Annotated in this window: 9 protein-coding genes and 2 pseudogenes; 10 read left to right on the top strand and 1 reads right to left on the bottom strand. The window is 57.6% G+C overall.

What is annotated here, in order from left to right:
* The first annotated feature begins 69 nt into the window (after nucleotides 1-69).
* The 7 genes from V6936_RS06425 (at nucleotide 70) to guaB (ending at nucleotide 11,871) form a co-directional block, all read left to right on the top strand.
* A complete protein-coding gene (locus V6936_RS06425; RefSeq protein WP_336579607.1) occupies nucleotides 70-903 on the top strand; it encodes a TatD family hydrolase in 834 nt (277 codons plus the stop codon).
* Nucleotides 904-1,127: 224 nt separating this feature from the next.
* Nucleotides 1,128-3,593 (top strand): DNA internalization-related competence protein ComEC/Rec2, encoded by a 2,466-nt coding sequence (locus tag V6936_RS06420; protein ID WP_336579606.1) that lies wholly within the window; start codon nucleotides 1,128-1,130, stop codon nucleotides 3,591-3,593.
* Between the two features lie 120 nt (nucleotides 3,594-3,713).
* Nucleotides 3,714-4,610 carry an alpha/beta fold hydrolase gene (locus V6936_RS06415; RefSeq protein ID WP_003801346.1) on the top strand — a complete coding sequence of 299 codons (897 nt, stop codon included), beginning with the start codon at nucleotides 3,714-3,716 and terminating at the stop codon, nucleotides 4,608-4,610.
* Nucleotides 4,611-4,616: 6 nt separating this feature from the next.
* Nucleotides 4,617-5,465, top strand: a complete 849-nt coding sequence (locus V6936_RS06410) for a PHP domain-containing protein (protein ID WP_336579605.1) — start codon at nucleotides 4,617-4,619, stop codon at nucleotides 5,463-5,465.
* Nucleotides 5,466-5,482: 17 nt separating this feature from the next.
* Nucleotides 5,483-6,076 (top strand): transcription elongation factor GreB, encoded by a 594-nt coding sequence (gene greB, locus V6936_RS06405; RefSeq protein WP_003801341.1) that lies wholly within the window; start codon nucleotides 5,483-5,485, stop codon nucleotides 6,074-6,076.
* 230 nt (nucleotides 6,077-6,306) lie between these two features.
* The gene (purL, locus tag V6936_RS06400; protein WP_336579604.1) at nucleotides 6,307-10,368 is read left to right on the top strand and encodes a phosphoribosylformylglycinamidine synthase; all 4,062 of its coding nucleotides are present in this window, start codon (nucleotides 6,307-6,309) and stop codon (nucleotides 10,366-10,368) included.
* Nucleotides 10,369-10,410: 42 nt separating this feature from the next.
* Nucleotides 10,411-11,871, top strand: a complete 1,461-nt coding sequence (guaB, locus tag V6936_RS06395) for an IMP dehydrogenase (protein WP_131071577.1) — start codon at nucleotides 10,411-10,413, stop codon at nucleotides 11,869-11,871.
* Nucleotides 11,872-12,100: 229 nt separating this feature from the next.
* Here the strand turns inward: guaB and V6936_RS06390 are convergent, their stop codons facing one another.
* Nucleotides 12,101-12,991 carry an alpha/beta fold hydrolase gene (locus V6936_RS06390; RefSeq protein ID WP_336579603.1) on the bottom strand — a complete coding sequence of 297 codons (891 nt, stop codon included), beginning with the start codon at nucleotides 12,989-12,991 and terminating at the stop codon, nucleotides 12,101-12,103.
* A gap of 161 nt (nucleotides 12,992-13,152) precedes the next feature.
* Here V6936_RS06390 and guaA point away from each other — a divergent pair, with 161 nt between their 5' ends.
* The 3 genes and pseudogenes from guaA (at nucleotide 13,153) to V6936_RS06375 (ending at nucleotide 17,281) form a co-directional block, all read left to right on the top strand.
* The gene (gene guaA / locus V6936_RS06385; RefSeq protein WP_336579602.1) at nucleotides 13,153-14,739 is read left to right on the top strand and encodes a glutamine-hydrolyzing GMP synthase; all 1,587 of its coding nucleotides are present in this window, start codon (nucleotides 13,153-13,155) and stop codon (nucleotides 14,737-14,739) included.
* 308 nt (nucleotides 14,740-15,047) lie between these two features.
* Nucleotides 15,048-16,064, top strand: a pseudogene (locus V6936_RS06380) (tyrosine-type recombinase/integrase); the annotation flags it as partial.
* A gap of 63 nt (nucleotides 16,065-16,127) precedes the next feature.
* Nucleotides 16,128-17,281, top strand: a pseudogene (locus tag V6936_RS06375) (IS3 family transposase).
* Nucleotides 17,282-17,444: the final 163 nt, after the last annotated feature.

The raw sequence follows: 17,444 nt of genomic DNA, 5'->3' as shown, positions 1-17,444 counted from the left end.
GCCGGACGCGATGTGGCCCAGTGTATCTGCTCTTTGCTGACCTGAAGGGGCTATTGTCGGAATTCTGTAATGCTTATCGACACACATTGTCATCTGGATGCTCCTGAATTTGACCGGGACCGTGAGCAAGTCATGGCGCGCGCCCGCGCAGCCGGTGTGCAGTCGATTGTGGTGCCGTCGGTCGCCGTGTTTGATTTTCAGACGGCTCGCGAGACCGCCTTGGCAGCGCCCGGTGGTGTGTATGCGCTGGGTATTCATCCATTGTTTACACCGGGAGCAGGGGTAACGGACCTGCAGGCCTTGGAGCGGGAAATCCAGTTGCGGCTGCCTGATCCTCGTCTAGTCGCTTTGGGCGAGATCGGTCTGGATTACTTCGTACCCGAATTGAAAACCGACGAGGCCAGCCGTCATCAGGAATGTCTGTTTGACGCCCAGTTGGGCCTGGCGCAACGCTATGGTCTGCCTGTCCTTCTACATGTTCGCCGCTCCCAGGATCGCGTGCTGAAATATCTGCGCCAATATCCCGCAGTCGGCGGGATTGCCCATGCTTTTAATGGTAGCGAACAGCAAGCGCAGATGTTTGTGCGCCAGGGCTATGCCTTGGGTTTCGGCGGGGCCATGACATTTGGCCGCGCCAAACAGATTCGCCGTTTGGCGCAGGCGTTGAGTCTGGCTGATATGGTGCTGGAGACCGATGCTCCAGATCTGGCCCCGTCCTGGCTGGTGGAGCCCGGGACTGCCTTGGCGTCGGTTCGTAACGAACCGGCACAGGTGTATGGGGTGGCCGACAGTCTGGCGCAGTTGCGAGGGCTTAATGTGGCAGATGTGATTGCGCAGACTGGAGCCACGGCCCGCCGAGTTTTGCCTCGCCTGGATGCATTTCTGTCGAGCCAGGGACAGTGAATGCGCTTGAGCGATCAGGGTGCGACTGTCTTTTCCCATAACGGTTTTCGCCCTGTCATGTCGCGCCTCTTCTTGACCCGGTTTTGACGGGTTGATGGACGGTTGCGGGAAAGATTCGTAGGTACAAGCCGAGGTGAGCAAAGTTGTTTGCCGTAACGGTCTGATGGTGCCTGGACTCCTAAGCTACAGATTTGGCTTGGGGGCGATATGGCAGGACAGAACGCATGATAGGGCGGGCATGTCTGGCTGCCTTTGTGGCTGCTGCAACATTTACCCATTTTCTGGCACCGTCTTATTTAGGGTATTCAGTCTGGTGCTGGCTGGGTGCAGCGCTGCTGTGCCTGGTGCTAGTCCCACGGTTTCCCGTGAGCTATGTCCTGGTGTTTGCCTTCTTGGGGGCCGGCTACAGCGTTTGGCACATACAGGATCGACTCAGCCAGTCTGTCCTTGAGGAAGATACCAATAAAGTCAGTCGTGTCGAGTTGGAAATCCTTTCTTTAGTGCAGGCAGGACCCAGCCACAGGCAGTTTCAAGCACGGGTTTTGCGCTCCCAGCCGCCGGGTTTGCCAGAGCATATCCTGGTGCGCTGGAATGCAGCCCAACGGTACTCTTTGTATCGAGAGCCCCCTGACCATCACTTCCCGGAACTGATGCCTGGCCAGCGTTGGCGGATGTCTCTCTTAGTTCGACCCCCGCAAGGAGCACGTAACCCCCACGGTTTCGATGCAGAGCGTCATGCCATCACTCAAGGCTGGCGGGCTGTTGGCAGTGTGCGGGGTCAGCCGCAACTCCTGGCTTTTGATCCGGCTGATTCCTGGCATACGTGGACTGAGCGCGTGCGTCATCATCTTCGCAAGCTCTTGCTGCCTTATGTGCAGGAGCGGCGCTGGGGCGGGGTGATGTTGGCGTTGTCCTTGGGGGATCAAGCCAGCATCGCTGCGCCGGACTGGCTGATTTTTAATCGCAGCGGGCTGACTCATTTAGTGTCCATCAGTGGCACGCACGTTACCTTTCTGGCTGTGCTTCTAGCCGGTCTGGTGTCCTGGTGCTGGCGACGTGTCCGCTGGGGACGCTGGGTACTGGCTGAGCAGATTCCGGCTCAGCTCGCTGCTACCTGGGTAGGGATTGCGGGGGCGGGGGTGTATTGCCTTATAGCAGGCTGGGGGGTGCCAGCCCAACGTACGTTCTTGATGTTGCTGGTGGTGGGCCTGTGTCGTGTCCGGGGTTTGCATTTGGGCGCGGGCCGAACCTTGCTGCTTGCGGCATGGGTCGTGGTGTTGCACGACCCCTGGGCGGGGCTGACGACCGGGTTTTATTTGTCCTTTGGGGCTGTATCGGTTCTGTTCGCTTTTGCTCAGCTCATGGGACGGGTGCCGCCAGCTGGGGCGTGGTGGCAGCGTTGGGGACGCAGAATAGGGTTTGCCGCCTGGCTGCAGATTCTGGTTACCCTGGCCTTGTTGCCCGCCGTGGCTCCCTTGTTCCACGAGGTATCTCTGGCTTCCTTGCCCGCCAATGCGTACGCCATCACCTTGATCGGTTCGATTGTCACGCCCTTGGTGCTGCTGTTATTGATCCTGGTCGCACTCCAGGCACCGTCGGCCTGGTGTGAGTCCCTCGCTTATCTCGCTCATGCCGTGCTGGACTTCACGATGCAGCCCACGGTATGGCTGGCTGAGCGCCACCTGGCGAGCGTTCCGGTGCCTGCGCAACACTGGGCCTGGACTGTGCTGGCTTTGCTGGGGGTCTTGCTTCTGCTCTTGCCCCGAGGGTTTGTGTCCCGCTTGAGCGGCTTGTCGCTGTTGATCCCCGCTCTGGCGATTCGCCCCTCTTTACTTCAGGAAGGGGACTGGGATTTATTTGCGCTGGATGTCGGCCAGGGCAGTGCCGTAGTCTTGCGTACCCGCAGTCAGGTATTGGTATTTGACGTGGGAAACCGTTATGGCCCTGATTCGGACGAGGGCAAACGCAGCATCGCCCCTTGGCTCAAAGCAGCAGGGATAGGGCAGATAGATACCTTGGTGCTGTCCCATGCCGATATGGATCATGTGGGCGGGACGCGCAGCGTCTTGCAGGCCGCCCCGGTCAGTCGGTCATACAGTAGCTTTGATCTGGACCTGCATGTGAGTCGGGAGGAGCGCCTGTTGGGCGTTGCGACGGGCTCCACTCCGCGCCCAGAGCAGATCCGGCGCTGCGAACAGGATGTCAGTTGGGAAGTGGATGGCGTGCGTTTTCGCTTCTGGTGGCCGCCGGCTGAGCCGAGCAGTGACAAGGCTGCCTCCGGTCGCGAGGAGGACAAGAATGCCGTCAGCTGCGTGCTGGAGGTTCAAGGTGCCCGACACAGCGCTTTGCTGTTAGGCGATGCCGGTGTCGCGCAGGAGCAAGCCATTGTGGCGGCTGGCGTGGGGCCCATTGATGTGGTTGTGGTCGGCCACCATGGGTCCCGGACTTCCTCGGGGGCTCATTTTGTCAAACAGATGCAGGCGGGGCTGGCGATTGCCCAACTGGGGTGGTGGAATCGTTTCGGCCACCCCCATGCCCTGGTGCAGGCTCGTTGGGAGCGATCAGGAGCTTTGTTTCTGCGTACCGATCAATGGGGGGCTTTGACGGTGGAGTCACGTCCGTCAGCCTTGTATTACTTTGGCGAGCGTGACCGCTACGCCCGCTACTGGCAATCGTCCCCACCGCCCTGAGCGGGGACATAAACGGCAGGGTAAAGCCGTCAGCCTGGGCTACAATAGCCCTTTATCTGTCAAATTCTTGTCCGAGCGTTCATGACAACTGATCTACAGGAGCCGCGCCTCAATTGGGTTATGTGTGCCAGTGCCGCAGGCACGCATCGCATGGCGTACTGGGAGTGGGGCGATCCCGATAACGATCAGGTCCTGATGTGCGTACACGGGCTGACGCGTACAGGCCGGGATTTTGACCTGCTGGCTCAGCGGCTGTCCAGCCGCTATCGCGTCATTGCTCCTGACGTGGTGGGACGAGGTCGCTCGGACTGGCTGATTGACCCCGCCGCCTATGCCATCCCGCAATACGTGGCTGACATGCTCGTGTTGATCGCCCGCGTGAAGCCGGCACGGCTGGATTGGGTCGGTACCTCCATGGGGGGCTTGATTGCGCTGGGCTTGCAAGGTGCGCAAGCCATGTCGGCCTTGCTGCGACCCACACGCCCCGGCCCAGGCTTGGCATCAGCGCCTTTGCAACTGCCTTTAGGGCGGGTGGTGCTCAACGATGTAGGGCCGGCGCTGAATCTGACAGGTCTGCAACGCATCAGCGAATACGTGGGCCAAGCCGTTCAGTTTGAGACTTTCGAGCAGGCGGTGGACTATGTGCGGTCTGTCTCGGCCTCGTTTGGGGAACACTCCGCCGAAGAATGGGCACAGATGTCCCGTTACGTGTTTGTGGAGCATGAAGGAAAGTGGCGTCGTCATTATGACTTGCGCTTGTCACAAGCCTTTGCCCAGCAGGCGGATGTGGACTTGGAAGCAGCGCAGGCTTTGCTCTGGGGGGCTTATGAGGGTTTGCCAGACAAGGTTCTGATTATGCGCGGTCAGGAGTCTGATCTGCTGAAACCAGAGGTGGCGCAGGAAATGTTGCAGCGCAATCCGAATTCCCAACTGGTGACCATCCCCAAGGTGGGGCATGCGCCCATGCTGCGCAATGCCGAGCAGATCAACCACATCGATTACTTTCTTGCTGGATAGCCCCTTATGAGTGTTCAGGCCTGCCTGCCCGTTGATCTGCATTGCCATTCCATTTATTCAGATGGGGTGCTCAGCCCCGCAGAACTTGCTGAGCGTGCGCATGCTAACGGTGTGAAGCTGTGGGCCCTGACAGATCATGACGAAATCGGTGGCCTCAAGCAGGCCCGGCACCATGCCGAGCGGTTGGGAATGGGGTTTGTTGACGGGGTGGAAATCTCCGTTACCTGGGCGAACAAAACCATCCATATTGTGGGTTTGGGTGTGAACCCGGACCACGAGCCGCTGCACCAGGCCTTGCAGGACGTGCGTGCTGGTCGTGGACAGCGCGCCCGGCAAATGGGCGAGCGTCTGGCGGAGCTGGGGTTTCCTGACGCGTACGAAGGCGCAGTGCCCTTTGCAGCCAACCCGGAGTTGATCAGCCGAACGCACTTTGCGCGCTTTTTGGTGCAGCAAGGATATTGTGCCGATATGAACGAAGCCTTTCGTCGTTACCTGGCTGATGGTAAACCTGCTGCGGTCGAAACCGTGTGGGCCAGTCTGGAGGAAGCGGTAGGCTGGATACGCGAGTCGGGTGGTAAAGCCATTATTGCTCACCCGGGACGTTATGAGCTGGACGACACCCGCAGTCATGCTTTGTATAGCCAGTTTCTGGAATTGGGGGGCGTCGGGATTGAAGTGTTGACGGGCAGTCACTCTGCTCAGGAATACAGTGTGTATACCCAGGTGGCGCGCAGTTATGGTTTTGAAGTGTCTTGCGGGTCGGATTTTCATGGCCCCCGTGAAGGGCGGATTGATTTGGGCGGTTTGCCGCCTTTGCCTTTGGGGTTGAAGCCTGTCTGGCATGAGTGGCTGTAGCAGGAGCAATCAAAACGATGAATAAAGCCTTTGTAAAAGAGTCCGATCAGGACGATGACGACGATCTGGACACGCCGGCTAGCGCGCTGCCTAGCGGCACCAAAAACTATATGACGGTTCTGGGCTATCGCCGTTTGCGCAGCGAATTGAGCCATCTAATGAACAAAGAACGCCCCGAAGTCGTACAGATCGTCTCCTGGGCCGCCTCCAATGGCGATCGTTCAGAAAACGGCGATTACCTGTACGGTAAGAAACGCCTGCGTGAAATTGACCGTCGCATCCGTTTTTTGACTAAACGTCTGGAAATTGCGGAAGTGGTCGACCCCGGCTTGCAGCCGAACCCGGATCAGGTGTTTTTTGGTGCAACTGTGGTGTACAGCGACAGCCAAGGTGAAGAGTTCACCATCACGATTGTGGGAGTGGACGAGGCCGAGCCTTTGCAAGGGCGTATCAGCTGGATTTCACCGGTTGCCCGTGCTCTGATTAAAGCGCGTGAAGGCGATACGGTTGTGTTGCGTACCCCGGCCGGCAAGGAAGAGCTGGATATTCTGAGCGTGTCCTACCCTGAACCTGCCCCCGCCCCGGATCTGGATGGAGACAGCCCGATTTGAATCCCGTGCCTGGCCCGTACTGGAGATTGCGGGGCGCCAATCGCTCCGGTCCCTCAAGACGTCCTGTCGCGCTTGCCGGGGTGATCGTGTCTGCAACCCTGGTCGCGAGCCCGTTGTTGGATCTGAATTTTCCTTTTTGTGCACGCCATTTAGTGATGTGACCTCTTGTGTCGCTTCCGGTTAAAATGGCGTGTTTTCTATTTCTCCCACTTTTTTGCCCCTCCCGTATCGTGAGCCAAATCCTGTACTTTCCCGGTTCGTCCGTGCTCTCCGCATTTCGTCGTGAGCGTTTGCTAGAGCGTATCGAGCAGCGTCAACTGCCAGTTGCCGACATTCTTGCCTTGCATGAATACTACGTCTGGACTGAAGAGTCCGGTCTGGATGCCAGTGCCCGTCAGCACCTGAGCGATCTGCTGGACGATGGTCTGCCTGCGCTGGACCCGCAGCCGCCCAAGGGCGCTTTGGTGCTGCGCGTTGTACCTCGACTGGGCACCGTGTCGCCCTGGGCCAGTAAAGCGACTGATATCGCCCACAACTGTGGTTTGCAGGCCGTCCGTCGTATTGAACGCGGTGTGCGCTACATCATTACTCCCAAGCGTGGATTGTTAGGCGCTAAAGAGCTGGATCAGGCGCAGCTGGAGCAACTGGCTGACTTGCTGCATGATCGCATGACCGAGACGGTAGTGGGTCTGGATTTTGACGGACAGGCCTTGTTTACCCAACTGGAGGGCAAGCCGATCCAGACCGTGGATATTCTGGGCGGTGGCGTGGCAACCTTGAAACAGGCCAACGAGCAAATGGGTCTGGCGCTGTCCGAAGATGAAATTGAATACCTGATGGAGGCCTTTACACGTCTGGGTCGTAACCCGCACGATGTGGAGCTGATGATGTTCGCCCAAGCCAATAGTGAACACTGCCGTCACAAGATTTTTAACGCACAGTGGGTAATTGACGGTCAAAGCCAGGGTAAGACCTTGTTTGGCATGATTCGTGAAACCCATGCTGCTCAGCCTGAAAACACCGTGGTGGCTTATGCCGATAATGCCGCCATCATGACGGGCGGTCCAGCCACTCTGTTTCACGCCGGTATCAACGATCAGGCCAACGAGCCCGTGTATCAGCGTCACGAAGCGCTGGTTCACACGTTGATGAAGGTGGAAACGCACAACCATCCCACCGCGATTGCTCCATTTCCTGGCGCATCGACGGGTGCCGGTGGCGAGATTCGTGACGAAGGCGCAACCGGCCGTGGCTCCAAGCCCAAAGCGGGTTTGACCGGCTTTACCGTGTCCAATCTGTGCTTTCCTGAACAAATGGAACCTTGGGAAAAAGACTCCCACGGTATTCCTGACCGTATCGCCAGCCCGCTGGACATCATGATTGAAGGCCCGATTGGTGGTGCTGCCTTCAATAACGAATTTGGTCGTCCCAATCTGCTGGGTTACTTCCGTACCTTTGAACAAACGGCTGGCGATCAGCGCTGGGGCTATCACAAGCCCATCATGATTGCCGGTGGTCTGGGCTCGATTGACGATCGCCTGACTCACAAAGATCCTCTGCCAGTGGGCGCCTTGCTGATTCAGCTGGGTGGTCCCGGCATGCGTATTGGTATGGGTGGTGGCGCTGCGTCCAGTATGGGCGTGGGCGCCAACCGTGCTGAGCTGGATTTTGACTCCGTGCAGCGTGGCAACCCGGAAATGGAGCGTCGTGCCCAGGAAGTGATTGACCGCTGCTGGCAACAGGGCGAGAACAATCCCATTATTGCTATCCACGACGTGGGGGCGGGTGGTTTGTCCAATGCCTTCCCAGAGCTGGTCAACGATGCCGAGCGTGGCGCCATTTTTGAACTGACGCGCGTTCCTTTGGAAGAATCGGGTCTGTCGCCCGCCGAAATCTGGTCCAACGAATCGCAGGAGCGGTACGTCCTGGCTATTTTGCCCAAGGACTTGCCGCGTTTCGAGCGCATCGCTCAGCGCGAGCGTTGCCCCTTTGCCGTCGTGGGTGTGGCTACCGAAGAGCGCCAGTTGCGTGTGACGTTCGGTGAGGGTCTGCCTGGTGTGGACGACGTGCATACCCCCAAGAGCATCGAGGAGCGTCCTGTAGACGTGCCTATGGACGTGATTCTGGGCAAGGCGCCACGTATGGAGCGTGACGTCAAACGTCTGCAAGGGGTGGCTGAGCCGCTGGACCTGACGGAAATCCCCTTGGTCGATGCCATGCATCGGGTGCTGCGTCATCCCACCGTGGCCAACAAGACTTTCCTGATCAGCATTGGTGACCGTAGCGTGGGTGGCTTGTGCAGTCGCGATCAGATGGTTGGCCCATGGCAAGTGCCCGTGGCCGACTGCGCCGTAACCTTGGCTGACTTTGAAGGTGTGCGTGGCGAAGCCATGTCCATGGGCGAGCGTAGCCCTAGCGCCATGATCGACGCTGCTGCCTCCGGCCGTATGGCCGTGGCTGAAGCCCTGACCAACCTGGTCGCCAGCGATGTGCGTGACCTGAAAGACGTCAAGCTGTCTGCCAACTGGATGGCGGCGTGCGGTGTAGACGGCCAGGATGCTGCCTTGTTTGACACGGTTCAGGCCGTCAGCCAGTGGTGCCAAAGCCTGGGTCTGTCCATCCCGGTGGGCAAGGACTCGCTGTCCATGCGCACCAGCTGGGAGCAGGACGGCGAATCCCGTCAGGTGATTTCTCCGGTTTCTCTGGTTGTGACTGCGTTTGCCCAAGTGGCCGATGTGCGTCGCACGCTCACCCCTCAATTGCAAACCAAAGCGGGTGATACTGCCTTGATCCTGATTGACCTGGGGCAGGGCAAGCAGCGCATGGGCGCCTCCGTTCTGGCTCATGCCTTCAATCAGGTCGGACAGTCCGTCCCCGATATGCAGGATGCCCAGGCCATGCTGTCGTTTGTGAAGGTGATCCGTCAGTTGGCCGATCAGGATCTGATCCTGGCCTACCACGATCGATCCGATGGCGGTCTGGCTGCCACCGTGGCTGAAATGGCGTTTGCCGGGCATACCGGCGTGTCCGTGAATCTGGACATGTTGACTATTGACCCACACGCCGCGGACTGGGGGGATTACAAGATCCGCGCCGAGCAAGTTGCCGTACAGCGGGATGAACTTACCTTGCGCGCTCTGTTCAATGAAGAGGCCGGTGCTGTGATTCAAGTACCGCTGGCCCAGCGCGACCGGGTTATGCAAACTCTGCGTGAGGCAGGCTTGTCGGCTCACTCCCACGTCATTGGGGGTCTGAATAAAAACGATCAGATCGAGTTCTACCGTGATGGCGCCTGCATTTATCAGGCACCTCGGGTTGAGCTGGCCCAACAGTGGAGCGAAGTCAGCCGCCGTATCATGGAGCGGCGTGACAATCCCGCTTGCGCCCAGGCTGAATTCGAACGCTGGCAGGATGTGGAAGATCCCGGTATCAGCCCGCGTGTTCTGTTCAATCCGCAGGAAGACATTGCCGCTCCTTTCATCGCTACCGGTAAGCGCCCCCGCGTTGCCATCTTGCGCGAACAGGGTTGCAACAGCCAGGTCGAAATGGCCTGGGCCTTTGACACAGCCGGTTTCGAGGCCGTGGACATACACATGACCGATTTGCTGTCGGGCCGCGCATCGCTCGAAGGCATGCAGGGCATGGTGGCTGTAGGTGGCTTCAGTTATGGGGACGTGCTGGGCGCCGGTGAAGGCTGGGCCAAAACCATTCGTTTCAACAGTCAGTTGTCCGATCAGTTCGCGGCGTTCTTTGGACGTAGCGATACCTTTGGTTTGGGTATTTGTAATGGTTGTCAGATGATGGCCGCCTTGGCTCCCATGATCCCAGGCGCAGAATTCTGGCCGCGCTTTACCCGTAACCAGTCGGAAAAATACGAAGCGCGTTTCTCCAGTGTGGAAATTGCTGCGTCGCCGTCCCTGTTTTTCAAGGGCATGGAAGGCACCCGCTTGCCGGTTGCCGTGGCTCATGGTGAAGGCTTTGCCAACTTCCAGCGTCAGGGCGATGCGTCCAAGGTCGCCGCTGCGGTTCACTTCGTGGATCATCGTGGTCAGCGTACCGAGCAGTACCCGCTGAATCCCAACGGCAGCCCCGACGGCTTGACGGGTGTGACCACGGCAGATGGCCGCTTTACCATCATGATGCCGCACCCGGAACGCGTGACCCGCAACGTCATGATGTCCTGGACGCCAGCGCAGTGGGGCGCAGCTGATCAGGGGGCTGATCAGATGGCAAATGGTGGATTTACTCCCTGGATGCGGATGTTTCGCAACGCTCGGGTCTGGATTGCGTAATTGCTTACGCGTATAATCGATTTTTGGACGGAGTTATAAAGCATGCGTCTCATCAAGAAAGCACTGACCTTCGACGATGTGTTGTTGGTTCCCGCTTACTCCGAGGTTCTGCCTCGCGATACATCCTTGCTCACCCGCTTTACGCGGGACATCACCCTGAATATTCCGCTGGTTTCGGCTGCCATGGACACGGTTACCGAAGCGCGTCTGGCTATTGCCATGGCACAGGAAGGCGGTATCGGGATCATCCACAAAAACCTGACAGCCGATGCCCAGGCGCGTGAAGTCGCACGTGTGAAGCGTCACGAGTTCGGTATTGTGATTGACCCGGTCACGGTCACGCCCACCATGAAGGTGCGCGATGCCATCAATCTGCAGCGCCAGCACGGTATTTCCGGTCTGCCTGTGGTGGAAGCCGGTAAATTGGTGGGTATTGTCACCAACCGCGATCTGCGCTTTGAAGACCGCCTGGATCTGCCTTTGCGCGATGTCATGACGCCCCAGGAGCGTCTGATCACCATGCACGAAGGTGCCACGCTGGATGAGGCCCAGGCCTTGATGCACCGTCACCGCCTGGAGCGCGTGCTGATTGTGAACGATCAGTTCCAGCTGCGTGGTCTTGCCACTGTCAAAGATATTGTCAAGAACACCGAGCATCCACTGGCCAGCAAAGACAGCCACGGTCAGTTGCGTGTCGGCGCTGCGGTCGGTGTGGGTGATGGTACGGAAGAACGAGTCGAAAAACTGGCCGCAGCCGGTGTGGACGTAGTGGTGGTGGATACGGCCCATGGTCACTCTCGTGGCGTTATCGAGCGTGTTCGCTGGGTCAAGAAGAATTTCCCGCGCATTCAGGTCATTGGCGGCAATATTGCCACGGCGGAAGCGGCCCGTGCGCTGGTCGAAGCGGGTGCAGATTGCGTCAAGGTCGGGATCGGCCCAGGCTCTATTTGCACGACGCGTATCGTGGCCGGTGTGGGTGTGCCGCAAATTACCGCGATTGCGGATGTCGCCAAGGCCTTGGAAGGTACGGGCGTGCCGCTGATTGCTGACGGTGGTATCCGCTTCTCGGGCGATGTGTCCAAGGCCCTGGCTGCGGGTGCGTCTGCCTGCATGATGGGTGGCATGTTTGCCGGTACCGAGGAGTCTCCTGGTGAAGTAGTGCTGTTCCAGGGCCGTTCGTACAAGTCCTACCGTGGTATGGGTAGCTTGGGCGCCATGGTTGATGGTTCAGCGGACCGCTACTTCCAGGACCCTTCCAATAACGCAGACAAGCTGGTCCCAGAAGGTATTGAAGGCCGTGTGCCCTACAAGGGCAGTGTCATCGCCATTATTTACCAATTGGTGGGCGGCATTCGTGCTTCCATGGGTTACTGCGGTTGCAAATCCATCGAGGAATTGCATGCCAAGGCCGAGTTCGTGGAAATTACGGCTGCGGGTGTACGTGAGTCTCATGTGCACGATGTGCAGATCACCAAAGAGGCGCCAAACTACCGCGCCGACTGATCGTAGTCAGTCTCTTGCATGCCAAAAAACGCCAACCTGTGGGTTGGCGTTTTTTTTTGCCATGCCGCTTTCCTGTCTGACCGTAGTGGGCGGCCGCCTGTATGGATCAGGATGGGAACGTGGCGGGCGAGGTTTTTCGCTGCATGGAGGCCTTCCTCTGCGGATGGCACGGGCAAATGCGTCTTTGCGAACTTTATCGACCTGATGTCCCGGCGTTCCCGCAGACTGACTAGTCGGCGATTTCCACGAGCAAGCGACTTAGCAAATCGGGATGGGTGATAGCCGCACTATGCCCGGTTTCCAACTCCCTAAATTCCCAGTCCTTTTGCTGGCGGGCCCACTCGCGCGAGGTGTCTACCGCGCGAAACACCGGCTGCGTGCAGGAAATATAAGTGCAGGGGCGGGAGTTACCGATGACCGGGTTTTGCAATACTAAAGCTGATCTGTAAACGCTCAGGGGTTGTGGAGTCAGGCGATTGCCGACAAAGCGCAGATCTTCTGTAGCATGCAGTCCCAATGCATTCAGGGGAGGAGGGGGGACAGCGGGAATGGTGCTTTGGCCGGCCGAGGCGATCATGCTCTCCACCATTTTTTCAGGCAGGGTATCAAACGTGCTGGTGCCGCTAGGCAGAATAAAGGCATCCAGATAAATCAGATGACGTATGCAACGTGGCATGACATCGGCCACGCCGCTGATCACCAGGCCTGCAAAGCTGTGGCCAACCAGCACGACATTGGACAGATCTTCCCAGCGTATCAAATTGGCGACATCATCCACAAAGGTATTCAGGGTGATGTCCGGACCCAGTAAATGACTGCGCTCGCCCAGGCCCGTCAAGGTGGGGGTGTAGACTTTGTGTCCTTTGGCCTGGAGCCGTTCAGCCAGCCGGGACCAGCACCAGCCACCGTGCCAGGCGCCGTGAACCAGTACAAATGTCAGGCTGCCCGATACCTCGTCGGTATCTTGCTGGCATTCGTAGGCAAAGCCACGCGAACGTTCGTCAGCAGCACCAGAGGCGGGAATATAGCTGCCCCCGCTTTGCGGTGGACCGGCCTGTGCAGGTCGGGATTCATGGTGTTCATTGAGCTCGTTTGAATGAGGGGTACGACTCGAAGACATGCTGAAACTCCCAAAATGGCTGCATGTACTGTAGCTGCCTTGCCGCATGAATGCCAGTGATGCAGGACAATTTCGGCCTGGAGTATTTCTACGGCTCCCTAAGCGGCGCTACACAGCGTAAAATAGACTCTTTACCGCTTTATTATTGGCTCGATACTTTCATGCACCAGCGAATTCTGATTCTTGATTACGGCTCCCAGGTCACCCAACTTATTGCGCGCCGCGTGCGCGAAGCTGGTGCTTACTGTGAAATTCATCCCGGTGATGTCAGCGATGAATTTATCCGCTCCCAAGAAGGCCTGAAAGGGATTATTTTGTCGGGCAGCCATGCGTCAGTCTACGCCGACGACGCTTTGCAAGTTCCCGCTGCGGTTTTTGAAGCAGGCGTTCCCGTTCTGGGCATTTGCTACGGCATGCAAGCCATGGCCCGCCAATTGGGCGGCGTTACCGAAGGCTCCGACAAGCGCGAATTTGGCTATGCTGAAGTGCGCGCCCACGGCCACACCAAGTTGCTCGATGGTATCCAGGACTTCGCTACGGCAGAAGGCCACGGCATGCTCAAAGTCTGGATGAGCCACGGCGATAAAGTCACCGCCTTGCCTCCCGGCTTCAAGCTGATGGCTTCCACGCCTACCTGCCCCATCGCCGGTATGGCTGATGAAGATCGTGGCTTCTATGCGGTTCAGTTCCACCCTGAGGTTACCCATACTGTGCAAGGCGCTGCCTTGTTCCAACGTTTTGTGCGCGATATCTGTGGCTGCGTGGGCGACTGGAACATGCCGGACTACGTGGAAGAGGCCATTGCCAATATTCGCGAACAAGTCGGCGACGAGGAAGTGATTCTGGCCCTGTCCGGCGGGGTGGACTCCTCGGTTGCTGCCGCTTTGATCCACCAGGCGATTGGCGACAAGCTGACCTGCGTATTCGTGGACCACGGCCTGCTGCGTCTGAACGAAGCCGAGCAAGTCATGAGCACCTTCGCCGACAATATGGGTTTGAAAATCATCCATATCGACGCGTCCGATCGCTTCCTGGGCAAACTGGCCGGTGTTACTGATCCAGAAGCCAAGCGCAAGATCATTGGCCGCGAATTCGTAGAGATCTTCCAGGAAGAAGCTGCCAAGCTCAGCAATGCTCGCTGGCTGGCACAGGGCACGATTTACCCAGACGTTATCGAATCGGCTGCGGCCAAGTCGGGCAAGGCTACGGGCATCAAGTCTCACCATAACGTAGGTGGCCTGCCAGAAACGCTGAACCTGAAGCTGCTGGAGCCTCTGCGCGAACTGTTCAAAGACGAAGTGCGCAAACTGGGCGTGGCCTTGGGCCTGCCACCTGCCATGGTCTATCGTCACCCCTTCCCAGGCCCAGGCTTGGGTGTGCGCATCCTGGGTGAAATCAAGCGTGAGTACGCAGATCTGCTGCGCCAAGCTGATGCAATCTTCATCGAAGAACTGCGTAATACGGTTGACGAAGAAACTGGCAAAAATTGGTACGACCTGACTTCTCAGGCATTTACCGTCTTCCTGCCCGTAAAGAGCGTCGGCGTGATGGGCGATGCACGTACTTACGAGTACGTGGTTGCCATGCGTGCTGTACAGACGACCGACTTCATGACGGCGGACTGGGCTGAACTGCCTTACTCGCTGCTCAAGCGTACTTCGGGTCGCATCATCAACGAAGTGCGCGGCATCAACCGTGTGACGTATGACGTCAGCAGCAAACCGCCAGCAACGATTGAGTGGGAATGATTCCGCGTCCGGCATAGACCGGCATCAAAGAGCACTAAATCACCTCTAAGCCCGCGTAACTGCGGGCTTTTTTGTATTTGTGTCTGGCAGTATATGGCAACTGATGGCAGCGGGAAGCACCGCTTGAGCGTGGTATCCAAGGTGGTATTATCGAGACATGATGCCATGAGTGATAGCCGATACCATGCTACTTGATCCTGTGTGTTTATGGTATCGAAATTATTTAACTATCTGTTTTTGTTGATTTAATGGCCTGATTTTCGAATTATCTTCCAGCATGGTATTGGAATCGAAGAAGGATAAGACTCATGCTGACGGATACTAAGCTGCGCAACCTCAAGCCGAGGGATAAACTCTACAAGGTGAATGACCGGAACGGCCTCTATGTGGCTGTCACTCCCGCCGGTTCCATATCATTCCGTTACGGCTACTCGATCAATGGCAGGCAAGAGACGATCCCATTCGGCCGCTACGGCGTTGGTGGTATCACTCTGGCAGAAACCCGTGAGCGACTTGGTGAGGCCAAGCGGATGGTCACCGATGGAAAGTCGCCAGCGAAGGAGAAGGCCCGAGACAAGGCGCGTGTTAAAGGGGTTGAAACCTTTGGTGCCTGGGCGGAAAAGTGGCTACCAGATGGCCGACTCTACCCGTGATATACGTCGCTCGGTCTATATGTGAGAGCTGGAAGCGAAATTCGGCAATCAGAAGCTGACCGAAATCACCCACGAGGACTTGCGAGCACTGACCCACGCTATCGTAGAGCGCGGTGCGCCTGCTACAGCGGTTCATGCGCGTGAGATTGTACTCCAGGTATATCGCTGGGCGACTGAGCGAGGTCAGAGGGTTGAGAAGCCGGCAGACCTGTTTAGGCCAGCAAGTATTGCCAGATTTGAGCCGCGGGATAGAACTCTGACGCCCTAAGAAATCAAGATCATGTGCCAGTACATGGGGCGTATTGGTACATCTCCATCGATCCGGGCAGCAGTCAAACTGCTGTTGTTGACGATGGTGCGAAAAAGCGAGCTGACGAATGCCACCTGGAGTGAGATCAACTTCAGCGAAGCGCTGGACGATCCCCTAAGAACGGATGAAGCGGCGAAATCCTCACCTGGTGTTTTTATCCAGGCAGGCCATGGACATCCTCATCGCTTTGAAGACGTTCTCCGGAGGATCGGAGTATGTTTTGCCCGTCACGCTACGATTCTGACGTCCCCATAAGCAGTGCCACACTGAACCGGGTAATGACGATGACATACAAGCTGGCTCAGAAAGAGGGGCAATCGCTTGCTAAATTCGGCCCGCACGATCTGAGGCGCACAGCCAGTATGAATCGCCCCGGGTTGACTAGATACTTCCATGCCTCAAAATGAGGCATAAAAAGAGAGCCCATGACGAGTAAGCAGCCCTACCCGGAAGAATTCAAGATCGAGGCGGTCAAGCAGATTGTTGACCGGGGGCATAAGGTAGCTGAGGTGTCCGCCCGGCTCGGCGTCAGCCAGCACAGCCTGTACAAGTGGATGAAGGCCTATCAGGCGCCCAAGCCTGAGCGCCAGCTCCAAGCGACACAGGCCGAAGAGCTGCGCCGATTGCGCGCAGAGCTCAAGCGCGTGACCGAGGAGCGCGATATTTTAAAAAAGGCTGCGGCGTACTTTGCCAAGCAGTCCGCGTAAAGTACGCCTTCATCCAGCACTATGCCCCACACTATCCAGTCCGGCAGTTGTGCAAGGTCATGCAGGTTCATCCCAGCGGTTATTACGCCTGGAGGGCAGATCCCTTGAGCCGGCGAGTGGGCGATGACCGTCGCCTTCTCGATTTGCTCCAGCAGGCCTGGCTAGAGAGCGGCCGAGTGTATGGCTATCGCAAGTTGACGCAGGACATGCGTGATCTGGGCGAGCACTGTGGCAAGCATCGTGTGGCGCGTTTGCTCAGGCTGGCGGGGATACGCTCGCAGACAGGGTATCGTTCGCGCCCAGGCGGGCGAGGCGGAAAACCGGCGATCGAGGCTCCCGACCATCTACAACGTCAGTTCACCGTGGACGAACCTAATAGAGCCTGGGTGACCGACATTACATACAATCCGCACCCACGAGGGTTGGCTGTATCTGGCGGTGGTGGTGGACTTGTTTTCTCGTCACGTGGTGGGCTGGTCGATGGGAAGCCGTATCGATAGCCGTCTCGCGCTTGATGCACTGCTGATGGCATTATGGCGACGCAAGCCTCAGCGTCTTGTGACCGTTCATTCGGACCATGGCACTCAATTCACGAGCCACGAATGGCAGGACTTCTTGCGCGATCATGGCCTGCTCAGCAGCATGAGTCGGCGCGGCAATTGTCATGATAACGCGGTGGCTGAGAGTTTTTTCAATTACTCAAACGCGAACGTATCTGTCGGTAAATTTACCGAACCCGCGACCAGGCGCGGGCCGATGTCTTTAATTACATCGAAATGTTTTACAACCCCACCCGACGCCATTCGTCCGCTGCGGGGCTTTCGCCTGCCCAGTTCGAACGACGTTATTTTCAACAAATCGCAGGCGTCTAGAAAATACGGGGCGATTCAATCTGGTTTTTATGTGACACCTTACGAGGGATCAAAAAGGAGGCTGACGAGATGCCTTTTTAGGGGGGCTTCGATGAAGTTTGAATATTTGTCACAGGGGTGTGACTCCTGGGAGTCACACCCATCATTGGTAATGCATTGTTTT

The organism is Alcaligenes sp. CHO6, assembly GCF_037120595.1.
In the GTDB taxonomy this organism is placed as follows: domain Bacteria; phylum Pseudomonadota; class Gammaproteobacteria; order Burkholderiales; family Burkholderiaceae_B; genus Alcaligenes; species Alcaligenes ammonioxydans.
The sequence above is the reverse complement of the archived record's forward strand: the minus strand, read 5'-3'. Positions and strand labels throughout refer to the sequence as shown.